General features: G+C 71.4%; 17 protein-coding genes. 12 read left to right on the top strand and 5 right to left on the bottom strand.

Annotated features, from left to right (window positions below; translation table 11 throughout):
• Positions 1 to 23: 23 nt before the first annotated feature.
• Positions 24 to 692, top strand: a complete 669-nt coding sequence (locus tag ACIPK3_RS30855) for a trimeric intracellular cation channel family protein (RefSeq protein ID WP_402575002.1) — start codon at positions 24 to 26, stop codon at positions 690 to 692.
• Here ACIPK3_RS30855 and ACIPK3_RS30850 read toward each other — a convergent pair.
• A complete protein-coding gene (locus tag ACIPK3_RS30850; protein WP_402575000.1) occupies positions 589 to 1,818 on the bottom strand; it encodes an alpha/beta hydrolase in 1,230 nt (409 codons plus the stop codon). The two genes, ACIPK3_RS30855 and ACIPK3_RS30850, sit on opposite strands and share 104 nt — an antisense overlap.
• A 153-nt stretch (positions 1,819 to 1,971) precedes the next feature.
• On the opposite strand from ACIPK3_RS30850, the gene ACIPK3_RS30845 reads away from it, so the two are divergent.
• Entirely contained in the window at positions 1,972 to 2,832 is an 861-nt protein-coding gene (locus tag ACIPK3_RS30845) for a thioesterase family protein (RefSeq protein WP_402574998.1), read from the top strand.
• On the opposite strand, the gene ACIPK3_RS30840 is transcribed toward ACIPK3_RS30845, so the two are convergent.
• Positions 2,819 to 3,412, bottom strand: a complete 594-nt coding sequence (locus ACIPK3_RS30840; protein ID WP_402574996.1) for a TIGR03086 family metal-binding protein — start codon at positions 3,410 to 3,412, stop codon at positions 2,819 to 2,821. The genes ACIPK3_RS30845 and ACIPK3_RS30840 overlap by 14 nt on opposite strands.
• Before the next feature lie 137 nt (positions 3,413 to 3,549).
• On the opposite strand from ACIPK3_RS30840, the gene ACIPK3_RS30835 reads away from it, so the two are divergent.
• Both ACIPK3_RS30835 and ACIPK3_RS30830 read left to right on the top strand, forming a co-directional pair.
• Positions 3,550 to 4,527: a helix-turn-helix transcriptional regulator gene (locus tag ACIPK3_RS30835; protein WP_402574994.1), complete on the top strand. Its 978-nt coding sequence runs from the start codon at positions 3,550 to 3,552 to the stop codon at positions 4,525 to 4,527.
• A gap of 139 nt (positions 4,528 to 4,666) precedes the next feature.
• Entirely contained in the window at positions 4,667 to 5,074 is a 408-nt protein-coding gene (locus ACIPK3_RS30830; RefSeq protein WP_402574993.1) for a hypothetical protein, read from the top strand.
• Between the two features lie 82 nt (positions 5,075 to 5,156).
• Here ACIPK3_RS30830 and ACIPK3_RS30825 read toward each other — a convergent pair whose 3' ends face one another.
• Positions 5,157 to 5,789, bottom strand: coding sequence for a TetR family transcriptional regulator (locus ACIPK3_RS30825; protein WP_402574991.1), 633 nt, complete (start codon positions 5,787 to 5,789; stop codon positions 5,157 to 5,159).
• A gap of 122 nt (positions 5,790 to 5,911) precedes the next feature.
• Here ACIPK3_RS30825 and ACIPK3_RS30820 point away from each other — a divergent pair, with 122 nt between their 5' ends.
• From ACIPK3_RS30820 to ACIPK3_RS30810, 3 genes are all read left to right on the top strand, one after another.
• Complete coding sequence (locus ACIPK3_RS30820) at positions 5,912 to 6,076, top strand: hypothetical protein (protein WP_402574989.1); 165 nt, start codon at positions 5,912 to 5,914, stop codon at positions 6,074 to 6,076.
• A gap of 32 nt (positions 6,077 to 6,108) precedes the next feature.
• The gene (locus tag ACIPK3_RS30815) at positions 6,109 to 6,402 is read left to right on the top strand and encodes a DUF4190 domain-containing protein (RefSeq protein WP_402574987.1); all 294 of its coding nucleotides are present in this window, start codon (positions 6,109 to 6,111) and stop codon (positions 6,400 to 6,402) included.
• A gap of 170 nt (positions 6,403 to 6,572) precedes the next feature.
• Positions 6,573 to 7,736 (top strand): cysteine desulfurase family protein, encoded by a 1,164-nt coding sequence (locus ACIPK3_RS30810; RefSeq protein ID WP_402574985.1) that lies wholly within the window; start codon positions 6,573 to 6,575, stop codon positions 7,734 to 7,736.
• A gap of 8 nt (positions 7,737 to 7,744) precedes the next feature.
• Here the strand turns inward: ACIPK3_RS30810 and ACIPK3_RS30805 are convergent, their stop codons facing one another.
• Complete coding sequence (locus ACIPK3_RS30805; RefSeq protein WP_402574983.1) at positions 7,745 to 8,416, bottom strand: N-acetylmuramoyl-L-alanine amidase; 672 nt, start codon at positions 8,414 to 8,416, stop codon at positions 7,745 to 7,747.
• A 60-nt stretch (positions 8,417 to 8,476) separates the two neighbouring features.
• Here ACIPK3_RS30805 and mnmA point away from each other — a divergent pair, with 60 nt between their 5' ends.
• A complete protein-coding gene (mnmA, locus tag ACIPK3_RS30800; RefSeq protein WP_402574981.1) occupies positions 8,477 to 9,604 on the top strand; it encodes a tRNA 2-thiouridine(34) synthase MnmA in 1,128 nt (375 codons plus the stop codon).
• A gap of 4 nt (positions 9,605 to 9,608) precedes the next feature.
• On the opposite strand, the gene ACIPK3_RS30795 is transcribed toward mnmA, so the two are convergent.
• A complete protein-coding gene (locus ACIPK3_RS30795; protein WP_402574979.1) occupies positions 9,609 to 9,932 on the bottom strand; it encodes a DUF427 domain-containing protein in 324 nt (107 codons plus the stop codon).
• A 51-nt stretch (positions 9,933 to 9,983) separates the two neighbouring features.
• On the opposite strand from ACIPK3_RS30795, the gene ACIPK3_RS30790 reads away from it, so the two are divergent.
• The 4 genes from ACIPK3_RS30790 to ligA all read left to right on the top strand — a co-directional run bounded on the left by ACIPK3_RS30790 (position 9,984) and on the right by ligA (position 14,552).
• Entirely contained in the window at positions 9,984 to 10,523 is a 540-nt protein-coding gene (locus ACIPK3_RS30790; protein WP_402574977.1) for a TIGR00730 family Rossman fold protein, read from the top strand.
• Between the two features lie 18 nt (positions 10,524 to 10,541).
• On the top strand, positions 10,542 to 11,240 hold the full coding sequence (locus ACIPK3_RS30785) for an SDR family oxidoreductase (RefSeq protein ID WP_402574975.1): 699 nt from the start codon (positions 10,542 to 10,544) through the stop codon (positions 11,238 to 11,240).
• A gap of 93 nt (positions 11,241 to 11,333) precedes the next feature.
• Positions 11,334 to 12,341: a methionine synthase gene (locus ACIPK3_RS30780; protein ID WP_402574973.1), complete on the top strand. Its 1,008-nt coding sequence runs from the start codon at positions 11,334 to 11,336 to the stop codon at positions 12,339 to 12,341.
• Positions 12,342 to 12,356: 15 nt separating this feature from the next.
• Positions 12,357 to 14,552 carry an NAD-dependent DNA ligase LigA gene (gene ligA, locus ACIPK3_RS30775; protein ID WP_402574971.1) on the top strand — a complete coding sequence of 732 codons (2,196 nt, stop codon included), beginning with the start codon at positions 12,357 to 12,359 and terminating at the stop codon, positions 14,550 to 14,552.
• Positions 14,553 to 14,685: the final 133 nt, after the last annotated feature.

Here is a 14,685-nt window from a genome sequence, read left to right as displayed (position 1 = left end):
CAGTTCTGAGTAAGAATGGAAGGGTGCTCCAGCAACTGTTCAGTCCCTCCGTCCAGCACACGATCGACTTGGTCGGCATCTTCGTGTTCGCCATCTCCGGCGCGCTGCTGGCCGTCCGCAAGAACTTCGACGTGTTCGGCATCGCCGTACTCGCCGAGGTCACCGCGCTGGGCGGAGGGCTGTTCCGTGATCTGATCATCGGCGCCGTGCCGCCGGCCGCCTTCACGGACCTGGGGTACTTCCTCACCCCGCTGCTCGCCGCCCTGCTCGTCTTCTTCCTGCACCCGCACGTGGAGCGGACCCAGGCCGCCGTCAACGTCTTCGACGCGGCCGGACTGGGGCTGTTCTGCGTCGCCGGGACGACCAAGGCGTACGACTACGGCCTCAACCTCACCGCCTCCGCCACCCTGGGCCTGGCCACCGCGGTCGGCGGGGGTGTGCTGCGTGACGTGCTCGCGAACGAGGTGCCGTCACTGCTGCGCTGGGACCGCGACCTGTACGCGGTCCCGGCGATCGTGGGCGCCACCATGGTGGCGCTGTGCATCCACTACGATGCGCTGACCCCGTTCACCAGCGGGCTCGCGGTCGTCACGGCGTTCGTACTGCGCCTGCTCGCGATGCGGTTCCACTGGCGAGCTCCGCGGGCCTGGAACCGTCGTTCGACCGTTCGTGACGACGAGCCTCTTTCTTGACGGATTCCTGGCCGAACTGCTGGGTCAGCCAGCGGAAGACCGGTTCCACCTGCGGCTGCCACAGGTTCATGTTGTGGCCGCCGGCGCTGCGCGGCAGGAACACCACGTGCACGCGCGTCGGTGCCTTGGCGACCGACTCGAGGGCCTTGCCCGCCTCGTAGCCGTCACCCTTCTCGCCGGAGATGTAGAGCGCGACGCGCGGCGGTGTGGGTGCGTTGCGGAGGATCTCGTAGGGGTTGTTCTGCTTGCGCAGGTACCGGGAGTGCGCGGTCAGTGACCTGTGCTCGCCGATCGGGTCGTTGTAGCCGGACATCGAGACCGCCGCCCGGTAGCGGTCGGGGTGGGCGATCGCGAGCTTCGTCGCGCAGTGCGCGCCCGCCGAGTAGCCGGCGACCGCCCAGCCGGAGGGGGCCGGCTGTGCGCGGAAGTTGTCCATGACCATCTTCGGTACGTCGAGGCTCAGCCAGCTGTCCGCGTTCACCTTGCCCGCGATGTTCGCGCAGCCCGTGTCGACGTCGGCCAGCAGGCTGGTGCGCGGTGACACCAGGATGAACGGTGCGACCTGCCCGCTGCGCATCAGCGGCAGAAGCTTCTTGTGCGCGTCCATCGTTCCGAACCAGGCCTTCGCCGATCCGGGGTAGCCGGGAAGCAGCTCCACGACCGGGAACTTCTTGTTCCGCCAGGCGGGGTCGTTGTACTGCGGCGGCAGCCAGACGTAGACCTCGGCCTTCACGCCCGAGATCCGGCCCTCGAGCTCGGTCACCCGGACCCCGCCGGCCTCGTCCATGTCCGGCCCCTTGGCGGCCTTGAACTTCTGCTCCACCCTGGGCAGCTGTCTCAGCGCCATGCCGCCGGTGCCGTCCCGGCCCAGGTCCGCGGCCTGCTCGACGTGGTCGCCGGTGCCGAGCAGGTCGGCCCAGTTGTCGTACAGGTTGTTCTGGTTGTTGACCAGGACGAAGACCAACGTGACCGCCGTGCCCTGGGCGAACAGCAGCATCAGGGTCCGGCCCGCCAGGCGCAGTACCCGGGGTCCGCGAATTCTGGACCACACGACGAGGGGCAGGGCGAGGGCGACGACGGTCAGCACCACGGTCAGATAGAGGAACGGGGTCCCGGTGAGACTCATGTCCCAAAAGAGGCGATCGAACGCGTTTAGGTTGTGGACGTCTCGGAACCCGTGTTGAAAATCTCTGGAAGTTTGTGTCCGCAGGTTGGTCGCTTCATCTGAACGCAACATACAAAGCTACCGCTTAGTAATTTTGTGTTGTAGCGTTCAGGCATGTCTGAAGCAGCTACCGCGCCCCTCCAGCGGGCCGTGATCGGCGACAGCGAGTTCGACCGCGACACCGCGGTGACCCGGCGTGAGCCCGGCGTGTACGACATCGATCTCTCCGCCGGCTGGACCATCATCAGTGCCGTCAACGGCGGGTATCTGCTCGCGGTCCTGGGCAGGGCGCTCGGCGACGCCCTGCCGCACCCGGACCCCTTCACCATCTCGGCGCACTACCTGACCGCCTCCCAGCCCGGGCCCGCGGTCGTGCGCACCGAGACCGTGCGCACCGGCCGCGGCCTCTCCACCGGACAGGCGTCCCTCTACCAGTACGACGGGCAGGGCAACGAGGTGGAGCGCATCCGTGTCCTCGCCTCCTACGGCGACCTCGACGCCCTCCCCGACGACGTCCGCACGACGGCGGTGCCGCCCGTCCTGCCGCCCATGGAGCAGTGCTTCGGCCCCGAGGACGGTCCGGCCCCGATCGACGGCAGCAACGCCATCGTCGACCGTCTGAGTCTCCGTCTCGACCCCGCCACCCTCGGCTGGGCCCTCGGCGCACCGTCCGGCAAGGGAGAGATGCGCGGCTGGTTCGGCCTCGCGGACGGCCGTGACGCCGACCCGCTCGCCCTGCTCCTCGCGGTGGACGCGCTGCCGCCCACCGCCTTCGAGATCGGTATCAAGGGCTGGGTGCCCACGGTCGAGTTGACGGCGCATGTGCGCCGGCGCCCGGCCCCGGGCCCGCTGCGGGTCGCCATCACCACCCGCAACCTGGCCGGTGGCTTCCTGGAGGAGGACGCCGAGGTCTGGGACAGCGAGGACCGTCTGGTCGCCCAGTCCCGTCAGCTCGCGCGGGTCAGGCTCGGCTGAGCGGCTCGCGGCCGAGCCAGGCCGCGAGCTGTCCGTAGGCGTCCGAACCCTCGGGCGCCGTACGCGCGGCCGCGAACGGGGTGTCCGCGTCGCGCTCCGGGTCCGGCAGCACCCTGCGGGCGATCGCGAGCGCGAACCCGGCCGGCTCCGGGTCGAGCCCGAGCGGGTGGCCGAGCGCCTCGGCCAGGTCCCAGGTGTGGGTCACCAGCTCCATCGTGTAGCCGGACAGTGCCGCGTGCCCGGGTACCTCGCCCCACGGCACCCGGACCGCCGCCACCAGCCGTTCGTCGGGCGACCAGGCCTTGAGAACCCGCTCCCGCACCTCGTCGTAGGCGTCCGCCCAGGCGTCGTCCGCGACGCCTTCCACGAACGGGTGCACGGCCAGCCCGTCACCCCCCTCGCCGACCACCGCGATCCGCAGGGTGCCGCCGACCAGATGGCTCAGCAGGGTGCGCACGTCGAACTCGGCGCAGGGCGTCGGCCCCGTCAGCTGCCCGGGTTCCACGGTCGCGATCAGTGCGGCGGCCTGCTCGGTGGCGCGCCGGTAGTGGGGGCGGGGGTCGACGACGTTCGTGTCCATGGGTGCTCCGCGTTCCTTCCGTGATGCGTGATGCGTATGCGTGATGCGGTGGGAGAAGGATCCGTGGAAAACCTGACAGCTTCCGTCAACATTTCCGCCCGGCTCCGGGCGGCGCGGTTCCGGGGCATCCTGGGCCGGTGAAGTCCGACCGACTGCTGTCGATCCTGCTGCTCCTCCAGACCCGGGGCCGGGTACCGGCCCACGAACTGGCCGACCGGCTGGAGGTCTCCGTGCGCACCGTCTACCGCGACATCGAGGCCCTGTCGGCGGCCGGGGTCCCCGTCTACGCCGAGCGCGGCCGTCGCGGCGGCATCCAACTCCTCGCCGGATTTCGTACCGACGTCACCGGCCTGACCGCCGACGAGTCCCGGGCCCTGTTCGTGCTGGCCGCGCCGGGCGCGCACACCGCGCTCGGCCTGGACGCGGCGCTCGGCTCGGCGCTGCGCAAGGTGATGGCGGCCCTGCCCGCGCCGCACCGGCCGGCCGCGGAGGCGACCAGCCGCCGGGTCCTGGTCGACGCCACCCGCTGGCGGGGCGGGCCGGGACGGACCGTCGACCTGGAGGTGCTGCGGGAGGCGGTGTTCGCCGACCGCCGACTGAGGCTGCGCTACCGGCACAGCGGGGCGAAGGACGCGCGGACGTACACGGTGGACCCGTACGGCCTCGTCGCCAAGGCGGGCGTCTGGTACCTGGTCGCCGACCGGCAGGGCAGCCCGCGGCTGTTCCGCGCCGACCGGGTGCGGTCCGCCACGCCGCTGGACGATCCCGTGCGCCGCCGGCCCGGAGTGGATCTGGCCGAGGTCTGGGACGTGCTGCGCCGGGGGGTCGAGGAGCGGCCGGGCGGGATCGAGGTGACCGTACGGGTCCGCCGGGAGAGCCTGGACATGTTCCGGCGCGTGCTCGCCCCGGCGCTGACCGGACTGCCCGCCGACGACGGCGCGGACGAGTGGGCGACTGCCCGGCTGTCGTTCCCGGCGCTCCGCGCGGCCCGCCAACTGCTGGCGTTCGCCGACCAGGTGGAGGTGGTCTCGCCGCCCGAGGTGCGCGCGGAACTGGCCGCCGCGGCCCGTTCTGTCACGGACCTGTACCAGCGACGAGTCCGGGACGGTGGATGAAGTCGCAGGTCGGCGCGGTCACTTGGGTGTCGCTTTACCTCACTGACAGGCAGGGCACAGAGCGGACCCAAGAACGGCCCAAGCGGGGTTGGTTGAGTGCGCGCGTCAAAGTTCCTTCGAGTTTGTGGAGCTGTTCCTCATGAAGCGTGCACGTCTCGTCCCCGCTGTCGCCCTGCTGGCGCTGTCCCCGCTGCTGCTGACCGCCTGCGGCTCCGGCGACGACTCGTCGTCCACGAAGAACGGCACCTCGTCGTCCGCGGGGACATCGGGGTCATCGGGTGGCGGCACCTCGTCGTCCTCCAGCGGTGGCGCTTCGGGAAGCCAGAGCTGTCAGCCGCCGTCGGGGAAGCCGACCGGTATGCCCACCGGAATGCCGACCGGCAAGCCCGGCGGCGCCCCGTCCGGTGTGCCCAGCGGCATGCCGACCGGTGCCCCGCCGTCCGGCATGCCCAGCGGCGCTCCCTCGGGCATGCCCCCCAGGCGCCCCGGCGGTGGCTGCGGCGCCCAGTCCGGCGGTCAGGCCGCTCAGGGGCAGGGCCAGGGCTGACCTCGGGGTCACAGCGCACAGGGGCGGCGCGTCCGGCAACGGGCGCGCCGCCCCTGTGCGCTGTGCGGGGGACGGTCCGGGGTCAGTCCAGCCAGTGGCGACGGCCCAGGCTGATCAGCCGCATCTGACGGCTCGCGACATGGGCGACCCGGTCCCACTCCTCCGCCGAGGCCGAGGCCTCCAGGGCCTCGAGGAACAGTGAGGCGGTGAAGAGCATCTGGTCGACGTAGAGGTACGCGAGCATCAGCAGGTCGTCCTCGCCCCAGCCGACGGCCTCCGGGTCCTTGGCCAGCGCGGCCCGCACCTCCTCGGCGAACCTGCGCAGCTGCTTCCGGATGGCTTCCCGTACCGGCTGCACTCCGCCGTGCCGTTCGCGGGCGATGAAGCGGATGTGTGCGGGGTGGGTCTCGACATGCCGGGCGATCAGCTGGATGGCACGGGTGATGCGCTCGTCGCTGCCCCCGGCCGTGGACACGGTCGTACGGACCATCGGATGCAGGCTGCCCAGCGCCTCGTCGACCAGCGCCACGCCGAGGTCCGCCGTGGAGCGGAAGTGCCGGTAGAAGGCGGTCGGGGCGACGCCGACGGCCCGGGTGACCTCGCGCAGACCCAGACTGCTCAGGCTCTGCTCCTCCAGCAGGGCGAGTGCCGCGTCCAGGAACGCCTGCCGGGTCTTCTGCTTCTGGGCCTGCCGGATGCCGACGGTGTGACTCATGTCATCCAGTTAACAACTGTTCTCCGGATTTTAAAAGCCGTCCGAGGCGCTAGACTCAAAGTCAGTGAACAACTGTTACTACAACCGTTCACCGAAACTTCACGAAGGGGGGATCGAATCCCATGCTGTTCCTCGTCGCCGCACTCATGCTGTTGGGTGTCGTGATGGGCACCGTCGCCCACATGCCGCCCGCCGCCACCGTTGTGGCCGCCGCCGCGATCGCCGTCTGGCTCGGCATCTTCGCGCTGCGCGAGCGCCACGGCCGTCGTCGTACCTCGGCCGACTGACCGACCGATCCAATCCGCAGGAGCTGAGCACCATGCAACTGACCGCACCGGCCCCGAGCCGCACCGACACCGATAACCGCCGCACCGACACCAGCACCCGTGACGCCGACGGCATGGCCGTGGCCTCCTTCATCCTCGGCCTTCTCGGCCTCCTGGTCCTCAACGTCTTCCTCGGGCCGATCGCCGTGGTCCTCGCCGCCGTGGCCCTGTGGCGCGGCACCGCCCGCCGTGGCCGGGCCTACCTCGGTCTGGCGCTGGGCGTGGCCGACCTGGCGGTCCTGGTGACCGCCATGGAACTGTCCAACACCGTCTCCTGGAGCCTGTGAGCCGGCGGACCCAGCCCCCTGTGAGCCACCCGACCCGGCCCTGAGCCGCGCCGGCCCACCGGGTACGACGGCCGACGCCCCGAGGACGACGGGGCACCGCCGCCCGCCCGGCCGCATGGCCGCCCGCGCCGCCGAGCCGCCACCCGGGGCCCCGTAGAATCGGGCCCACCATGGCTTACCTCGACCACGCCGCGACAACCCCGATGCTTCCGGAGGCGGCAGAGGCACTGACCGCCGCGCTGAGCGTCACCGGCAACGCCTCCTCCCTCCACGCGTCCGGCCGAGCGGCCCGCCGCACGGTCGAGGAGTCCCGCGAGACACTCGCCGAAGCGCTCGGCGCCCGCCCCAGCGAGGTCGTCCTCACCTCAGGCGGCACCGAGGCCGACAACCTCGCGGTCAAGGGCCTGTACTGGTCCCGGCGCGACGCCGACCCGGCCAGAACCCGGGTCCTCGCGAGCCCCGTCGAGCACCACGCGGTCCTCGACGCCGTGCACTGGCTCGGCGAACACGAGGGCGCCACCGTCGAGTACCTCCCCGTCGACTCCTACGGCCGGGTGAGCCCGGAGGCGCTGCGCGAGGCGATCGCCCGCAATCCCGACGACGTCGCCCTGGCCACCGTCATGTGGGCCAACAACGAGATCGGCACGCTGCTGCCGGTCCGCGAACTCGCCGAGGTCGCGGCCGAGTTCGGCGTCCCGCTGCACTCCGACGCCGTCCAGGCCCTCGGCCAGGTCCCGGTCGACTTCGGCGCCTCGGGCCTCGCCGCGATGACCGTCTCCGGACACAAGATCGGCGGCCCCTACGGCATCGGCGCACTCCTCCTCGGCCGGGAGCACAGCCCGGTGCCCGTGCTGCACGGCGGCGGCCAGGAACGGCACGTACGCTCCGGAACCCTCGACGTCCCGGCGATCGCCTCCTTCGCGGTCGCCGCCCGGCTGGCCGCCGAACAACGGGTTCGGTTCGCCCGGGAGATCGGTGCCCTGCGGGACAGCCTGATCGAGGCGGTCCGTACGGCGGTGCCGGACGCGATCCTCGGCGGCGACCCGGTGCACCGCCTCCCGGCCAACGCCCACTTCACCTTCCCCGGCTGCGAGGGCGACTCCCTGCTGCTCCTCCTTGACGCCCAGGGCATCGAGTGCTCGACCGGCTCCGCCTGCACCGCGGGCGTCGCCCAGCCGAGCCATGTCCTGCTCGCCACCGGCACCGACCCGGACCTCGCCCGCGGCACCCTCCGCTTCTCGCTCGGCCACACCTCCACACGGGCCGACGTGGACGCCGTGGCGAAGGCGATCGGCCCGGCGGTGGAGCGCGCCAGGGCCGCGGGCCTCACCTGACGCGCGCGTCACGCCGTACGAGCCTGGCGCACCAGCCGTATGTAGCGGTCCCAGTCCCAGTACCGCCCCGGGTCCGTGTGGTCCGTGCCCGGCACCTCCACATGCCCGATGACGTGCTCCCGGTCCACCGGAATGCCGTACCGCCCGCATATCCCGGCCGTCAGCCGTGCCGAGGCCGTGTACATCGCGTCCGTGAAGGACGAGGCGCGCTCCACGAAACCCTCGTGTTCGATGCCGACACTGCGCTCGTTGTACGACCGGTTGCCCGAGTGGAACGCCACGTCCAGTTCACGGATCAGCTGGGTGATCCGCCCGTCCGCGCGCACGATGTAGTGCGCGGCGGCCCCGTGCCCGGGGTCCTGGAAGGCCCGCACCGCGCTCTTGTAGCCGCCCTGGGTGACATGGATGACCACCCGGTCGACCGGATAGTCGGCCGGCCGGTCCGCCGTCCGGTAGTTCGCCTCGGACGCGGCCACCCAATGGGCGCCGCGGAAGTCCACCGCACCCGCCACCCGTGACTTCTTCACCCCGGGCAGCCGCCAGTACAGCCGGGACAGCTCCTCCCGTGCCAGCGCGGCCGTGCCTGCCGCTGCCGCGACCCCGCCGACGACCAGGGCCCGCCGCCCCAGCCGCCGATCCGAGTCGCCGCCCTTTGCCGAACCCGCCCGTGTCGCGCCCACGTGGTCCAGAACGGATACGCGCGGTCTCCGGTTCCCGCGCCCCCTTACTCTGGAAGGGTTATGACTGAGACCCCGCAGCCCACCCGCCCCCTCCGCGTACTCGCCGCCATGTCCGGCGGCGTGGACTCCGCCGTCGCCGCCGCCCGCGCGGCCGAGGCGGGCCACGACGTGACCGGCGTCCACCTCGCGCTCTCCGCGAACCCGCAGTCGTTCCGCACCGGTGCGCGGGGCTGCTGCACCATCGAGGACTCCCGTGACGCCCGCCGGGCCGCCGACGTCATCGGCATCCCGTTCTACGTCTGGGACCTCGCCGACCGCTTCCGCGAGGACGTCGTGGAGGACTTCGTCGCCGAGTACGAGGCCGGCCGCACCCCGAACCCGTGCCTGCGCTGCAACGAGAAGATCAAGTTCGCCGCGCTGCTGGACAAGGCGCTGGCGCTCGGCTTCGACGCCGTCTGCACCGGCCACTACGCCCAGGTGATCGTGCACGAGGACGGCACCCGGGAGCTGCACCGGGCCTCCGACATGGCCAAGGACCAGTCCTATGTGCTCGGTGTCCTGGACGAGAAGCAGCTCGCGCACGCGCTGTTCCCGCTGGGCGACACCGTCACCACCAAGGACGAGATCCGCGCCGAGGCCGAGCGCCGCGGCCTCGCGGTGGCCAAGAAGCCCGACTCGCACGACATCTGCTTCATCGCGGACGGCGACACCCAGGGCTTCCTCTCCGCCCGGCTCGGCAAGGCCGAGGGCGACATCGTCGACGAGTCCGGCGCCAAGGTCGGCACGCACGAGGGCGCGTACGGCTTCACCATCGGCCAGCGCAAGGGCCTGCGCATCGGCGTCCCGGCCGACGACGGCAAGCCGCGCTACGTCCTCGACATCTCCCCGGTGACCAACACGGTGACGGTCGGCCCGGCCGCCGCCCTCGACGTCACCGCCCTGACCGCGATCAAGCCCCGCTGGTGCGGCACCGCCCCCCCCGGACCCGGCACCTACACCGCCCAGCTCCGCGCGCACGGCGGCGAGACCGAGGTCACCGCCGAACTCACCGACGGCACCCTGGAAGTCACCTTCACGGAGCCCGTCCGGGGCGTGGCCCCCGGCCAGGCGATCGTCCTGTACGACGGCACGCGCGTGGTCGGCTCCGCGACCATCGCGTCGACCACGCGCGCGGCGGCGGCCGTCTAGCGGGCTAGGAGGTTTCTACTTCGTAGAAGCAGAAGTGGTCCTTGATCCGCGCCACCCCGTCCTTCGGTTCGGGGTAACCCCACACCAGGTCGGGGGCGTCCGGCAGGGACCAGTACGACGCCGTCCCCTTGAACGGGCAGTACGTGTGGGTGTCGGAGGGGGTCAGCAGGTCGAGGCGTACGTCCTCGGCCGGGATGTAGTAGCGCACCGGGCAGCCCGTCTCGCGCAGCAACAGCGGCCGCCGGCTCTCCGCCAGCACCAGCTCCCCGCGCACCACGCGCACGTGCTGCTCGCTCTGCTCGATCGTGATCGTGTGTCCATCGCTCATACGCAGGGAAATGCTCGGAGGGCGCCGGTTCTTCCCGTCTAGGCTGAACGCATGCGTATTTGCGTCTTCCTCTCCTCCGCCGACCTGGCCGACCGCTACTCGCGCCCCGCGCGCGAGTTCGCGCAGCTGCTCGGAAAGGGCGGTCACACCCTGGTGTGGGGCGGTAACGACGTCGGTCTGATGAAGGTCGTCGCCGACGGCGTCCAGGAGGCGGGCGGCAGGCTGGTGGGCGTCTCCGTCCAGTTCCTCGCGGCGACGGCCCGGCCAGGCGTGGACGAGATGGTGATCGCGGCCGACCTCGCCGAGCGCAAGCGGCTGCTGGTGGAGAAGGCGGACGCGGTGGTCGTCATGGTCGGCGGGGCCGGGACGCTGGACGAGGTCACCGAGGTCCTTGAGCTGAAGAAGCACGGGCACACGGACAAGCCGGTCGTGCTGCTCAACACCGAGGGCTTCTACGACGGCCTCAAGGAACAGCTCCGCAGGATGGAGGACGAGGGCTTCCTGCCCCGACCGCTCACCGACCTGGTGTTCTTCGCGGAGGAGCCGGTGGGCGCGCTCGCCCACCTGGAGGAGAGCCAGGGCGTCAGGTAGACGTCCGGTGATGCGAGCATGGCCGACATGGCTACTCATGTGATCACCGGAGCCGGCTCCGGCATCGGCGCGGCCGTCGCCCGCAGGCTGCACGCGCGCGGGGACGACATCGTGCTGCACGCGCGCGACGCCGGCCGCGCCAAGGAGCTCGTGGCGGAGTTCCCCGGCGCCCGGACCCTGGTCGGCGACCTCTCCGACCCGGACCGGCTCTCCTGGGCCTTCTCCCACCAGGCGCTCCCGGACCGGGTGGACTCGCTGCTGCACATCGCCGGGGTCGTCGACCTCGGTGAGGTCGGCGAGCTGACCCCCAAGTCCTGGCACCACCAGCTCGACGTCAACCTCGTCGCGCCCGCCGAACTGACCCGGCACTTCCTGCCGCAACTGCGCCTCGCCCACGGCCATGTCGTCTTCGTGAACTCCGGCGCGGGCCTCAGCGCGCACGCCGGCTGGTCCGCCTACGCCGCCTCCAAGCACGGCCTGAAGGCCCTGGCCGACTCCCTGCGCGAGGAGGAGCACGGGAACGGCGTCCGCGTCACCTCCGTCTACCCGGGCCGCACGGCGAGCCCGATGCAGGCCAAGGTCCACCAACAGGAGGGCAAGGAGTACGAGCCGGCCCGTTGGATCGACCCCGAGTCGGTCGCGACGACGATCCTGATGGCCCTCGACCTGCCCGCGGACGCGGAGGTCAACGACCTGACGGTGCGACCGGGGAAGTGACGGGAGCCGTTTTCCGTGAACGGCGACCACTGCGTGAACGGCGCCGGGCAGCACCCTGAATCCGCTCCACCGCCGGAGGCATAGGCTTCCCGGGTGAGCGAAGACACGCAGTTCAGGTTCGGTGCCGCCACCGGTGTCGGGTCCATGCCCGGCGGCGACGCACGAGAAGCCGCCAAGACCGTCATGGGATCCTTCGAGGACTTCCCGTTCCTGCCCGAGCTGCCCGCCCGCGGCCCCGGTGCCGACATGATCGGCCGTACCACCGGGATGCTGGTCGAGCTGTACGCGCGCGTGGAGCCGAGCGGCTGGCGGATCGGGGACCGGCCGGGGCGGGACACCAGGCGGGCCCGGTCCTGGCTGGGTGAGGACCTCGACGCCCTGGAGGAGTTCGCCCAGGACTACGAGGGCCCGCTGAAGGTGCAGGCCGTCGGCCCCTGGACGCTCGCCGCCGCCCTCGAACTGAGGAACGGCGAGGTCGCCCTGTCCGACCCCGGCGCCTGCCGCGACCTCGTCGGCTCCCTCGCCGAGGGACTGCGTCTGCACCTCGCCGAGCTGCGCCGCCGGCTGCCCGGGGCCCAGCTCGTGCTGCAACTCGACGAGCCCTCGCTCACCGCCGTACTGCGCGGCCAGGTGCGCACCGCCAGCGGCTACCGCACCCACCGGGCCGTGGACCGTCAACTCGTCGAGGGCGCCCTCAGGGATCTCGTCGCGGTGCACGGCACCGGCCCGGTCGTGGTCCACTCCTGCGCCCCGGACGTGCCCTTCGCCCTGCTGCGCCGCGCGGGCGCGGCCGGGGTCTCCTTCGACTTCTCGCTTCTGACGGAGCGTGACGAGGACGCGATCGGCGAGGCCGTCGAGGGCGGCACGCGGCTGTTCGCCGGTGTCGTACCGGGCACGGACGGTCCGTTGTCAGACCCTGCCGGTAGCGTCATGGGGGTCAGAACGCTGTGGCGCAGGCTGGGGCTGAATCCGGGGCTTCTCGCGGAGACGGTCACGGTCACTCCCGCGTGCGGACTCGCGGGCGCTTCCCCCGCGTACGCGCGCCGGGCCCTCGCACACTGCGCCCTGGCGGCGAGATCACTCGCGGACAACCCAGAGTAACGGGAGGACGACACGGTGGCCGGCGACAAGCAGCAAGCGGAGACGGCAGTGCCCGCCGAGGCACGGGAGAAGCACGCCCGGATCGCCGAGCAGATCGAGGAGCACCGCTTCCGGTACTACGTGAAGGACGCTCCCGTCGTCAGCGACGCGGAGTTCGACAAGCTCCTGCGCTCCCTGGAGGCGCTGGAGGAGCAGTATCCGGAGCTGCGCACCCCGGACTCGCCGACCCAGAAGGTCGCGGGAGCCTACGAGACCGAGTTCACGTCGGTCGAGCACCGCGAGCGCATGCTCTCCCTGGACAACGCCTTCAACGACGAGGAACTGGCCGCCTGGGCCGAGCGCGTCGCCAAGGACACCGGCACCTCCGACTACCACCTCCTGTGCGAGCTCAAGGTCGACGGCCTCGCCGTCAACCTCACCTACGAGCACGGCCGGCTGACCCGCGCGGCCACCCGCGGCGACGGCCGCACCGGCGAGGACATCACGCCCAACGTCCGTACGATCGCCGAGATCCCGGACCGGCTGACCGGCGACCGCGTCCCCGACCTCGTGGAGATCCGCGGCGAGGTCTACTTCCCGATGGAGAAGTTCAAGGAGCTGAACGAACGCCTGGTCGCGGCCGGCGACAAGCAGTTCGCCAACCCGCGGAACGCGGCGGCCGGTTCGCTGCGCCAGAAGGACCCGCGCGTCACCGCCGGCCGCCCGCTGCACATGGTCGTCCACGGCATCGGCGCCCTGGCCGGCTACGAGGGCCTGACCCGCCTCTCCCAGGGCTACGACCTGTTGAAGTCCTGGGGCCTGCCCACCTCCGCGCACAACCGGGTGGTGGACGGCCTCGACGGCGTACGGGAGTTCATCGCGTACTACGGCGAGAACCGCCACTCCGTGGAACACGAGATCGACGGCGTGGTCGTGAAGCTGGACGAGATCCGCCTCCAGGGACGCCTCGGTTCGACGGCTCGCGCGCCACGCTGGGCGATCGCGTACAAGTACGCGCCGGAGGAGGTCAACACCAAGCTCATCGACATCAAGGTGGGCGTCGGCCGCACCGGCCGGGTCACGCCGTACGCCCAGGTCGAGCCGGTCACGGTGGCCGGTTCCGAGGTCGAGTTCGCCACCCTGCACAACCAGGAGGTGGTCAAGGCGAAGGGCGTCCTCATCGGCGACACCGTGGTGATCCGCAAGGCCGGCGACGTCATCCCGGAGATCCTCGGCGCGGTGGAGGACCTGCGGGACGGCAGCGAGCGCGCGTTCGTCATGCCCGCCGAGTGCCCGGAGTGCGGCACGCCCCTGCGGGCCATGAAGGAGGGCGACATCGACCTCCGCTGCCCCAACGCCCGCACCTGCCCGGCCCAGTTGAGAGAGCGCGTCTCCTATCTCGCGGGCCGGCAGTGCCTGGACATCGAACACTTCGGTGCGGTGGCGGCGGCCGCGCTGACCTCCCCGCTGGAACCGGCCGCCCCGCCGCTGGCCGACGAGGGCGACCTGTTCGACCTCACCGTGGAGAAGCTGCTGCCCATCAAGGCCTACGTCCTGGACCCGGACAGCGGCCTGCCCAAGCGCGACCCCAAGACGGGTGAGGACAAGGTCGTCACGGTCTTCGCCAACCAGAAGGGCGAGCCGAAGAAGAACACCCTCGCGCTGCTGGAGTACATCGAGGCGGCCAAGCAGCGCCCGCTGGCGCGCTTCCTCAACGGGCTGTCCATCCGGCACGTCGGCCCGGTCGCGGCCGAGGCCCTGGCCCGCGCCTTCCGCTCGCTCGACCGCATCGAGGAGGCCACCGAGGAGGAGCTGAAGAACACCGACGGCGTCGGCCCGATCGTGGCCGCCGCGGTCAAGGAGTGGTTCGCCGAGGAGTGGCACCGGGAGATCATCCGCAAGTGGAGGGCGGCCGGTGTCCGGCTGGAGGACGAGGCGTCGGGAGAGGACGAGGGACCGCGCCCGCTCGAAGGGCTCACCGTCGTCGTCACCGGCACCCTGGAGAACTTCACGCGCGACGGCGCCAAGGAAGCGCTCCAGAGCCGCGGGGCGAAGGTGACCGGGTCGGTGTCGAAGAAGACATCTTTCGTGGTCGTGGGCGAGAACCCGGGATCGAAGTACGACAAGGCGATGCAGGCCAAAGTGCCTGTTCTGGACGAGGACGGCTTCCGTGTTCTGCTGGAACAGGGACCGGAGGCCGCGGCCGAAGTCGCCCTCCCGGCCGGGGAGTAGCGGTTGAAGGCCACCCGATCGGCGCATATCAGATGTATACGGGTGGCCCGGGCGCATTCGGGCAACCACCGACGACCGCTGCCCGTGGAAGCCTTCCGCGGCCTACTGTTGAGACGTGCGCCTGCCGTGCCCA

The sequence above is a fragment of the Streptomyces sp. NPDC086787 genome, assembly GCF_044745865.1.
GTDB lineage: Bacteria > Actinomycetota > Actinomycetes > Streptomycetales > Streptomycetaceae > Streptomyces.
This window is presented reverse-complemented; position numbering and strand designations above follow the sequence as displayed.

What these genes read in the sequence shown, in the direction of transcription:
- ACIPK3_RS30840 (WP_402574996.1), bottom strand. Translation starts at nt 3,412, where the DNA reads ATGGACACGAACGTCGTCGACCCCCGCCCCCACTACCGGCGCGCCACC.
- ACIPK3_RS30810 (WP_402574985.1), top strand. Translation starts at nt 6,573, where the DNA reads ATGGCTTACCTCGACCACGCCGCGACAACCCCGATGCTTCCGGAGGCG.
- ACIPK3_RS30825 (WP_402574991.1), bottom strand. Translation starts at nt 5,789, where the DNA reads ATGAGTCACACCGTCGGCATCCGGCAGGCCCAGAAGCAGAAGACCCGG.
- ACIPK3_RS30785 (WP_402574975.1), top strand. Translation starts at nt 10,542, where the DNA reads ATGGCCGACATGGCTACTCATGTGATCACCGGAGCCGGCTCCGGCATC.
- mnmA (WP_402574981.1), top strand. Translation starts at nt 8,477, where the DNA reads ATGACTGAGACCCCGCAGCCCACCCGCCCCCTCCGCGTACTCGCCGCC.
- ACIPK3_RS30845 (WP_402574998.1), top strand. Translation starts at nt 1,972, where the DNA reads ATGTCTGAAGCAGCTACCGCGCCCCTCCAGCGGGCCGTGATCGGCGAC.
- ACIPK3_RS30815 (WP_402574987.1), top strand. Translation starts at nt 6,109, where the DNA reads ATGCAACTGACCGCACCGGCCCCGAGCCGCACCGACACCGATAACCGC.
- ACIPK3_RS30790 (WP_402574977.1), top strand. Translation starts at nt 9,984, where the DNA reads ATGCGTATTTGCGTCTTCCTCTCCTCCGCCGACCTGGCCGACCGCTAC.
- ACIPK3_RS30850 (WP_402575000.1), bottom strand. Translation starts at nt 1,818, where the DNA reads ATGAGTCTCACCGGGACCCCGTTCCTCTATCTGACCGTGGTGCTGACC.
- ACIPK3_RS30820 (WP_402574989.1), top strand. Translation starts at nt 5,912, where the DNA reads ATGCTGTTCCTCGTCGCCGCACTCATGCTGTTGGGTGTCGTGATGGGC.
- ACIPK3_RS30830 (WP_402574993.1), top strand. Translation starts at nt 4,667, where the DNA reads ATGAAGCGTGCACGTCTCGTCCCCGCTGTCGCCCTGCTGGCGCTGTCC.
- ACIPK3_RS30795 (WP_402574979.1), bottom strand. Translation starts at nt 9,932, where the DNA reads ATGAGCGATGGACACACGATCACGATCGAGCAGAGCGAGCAGCACGTG.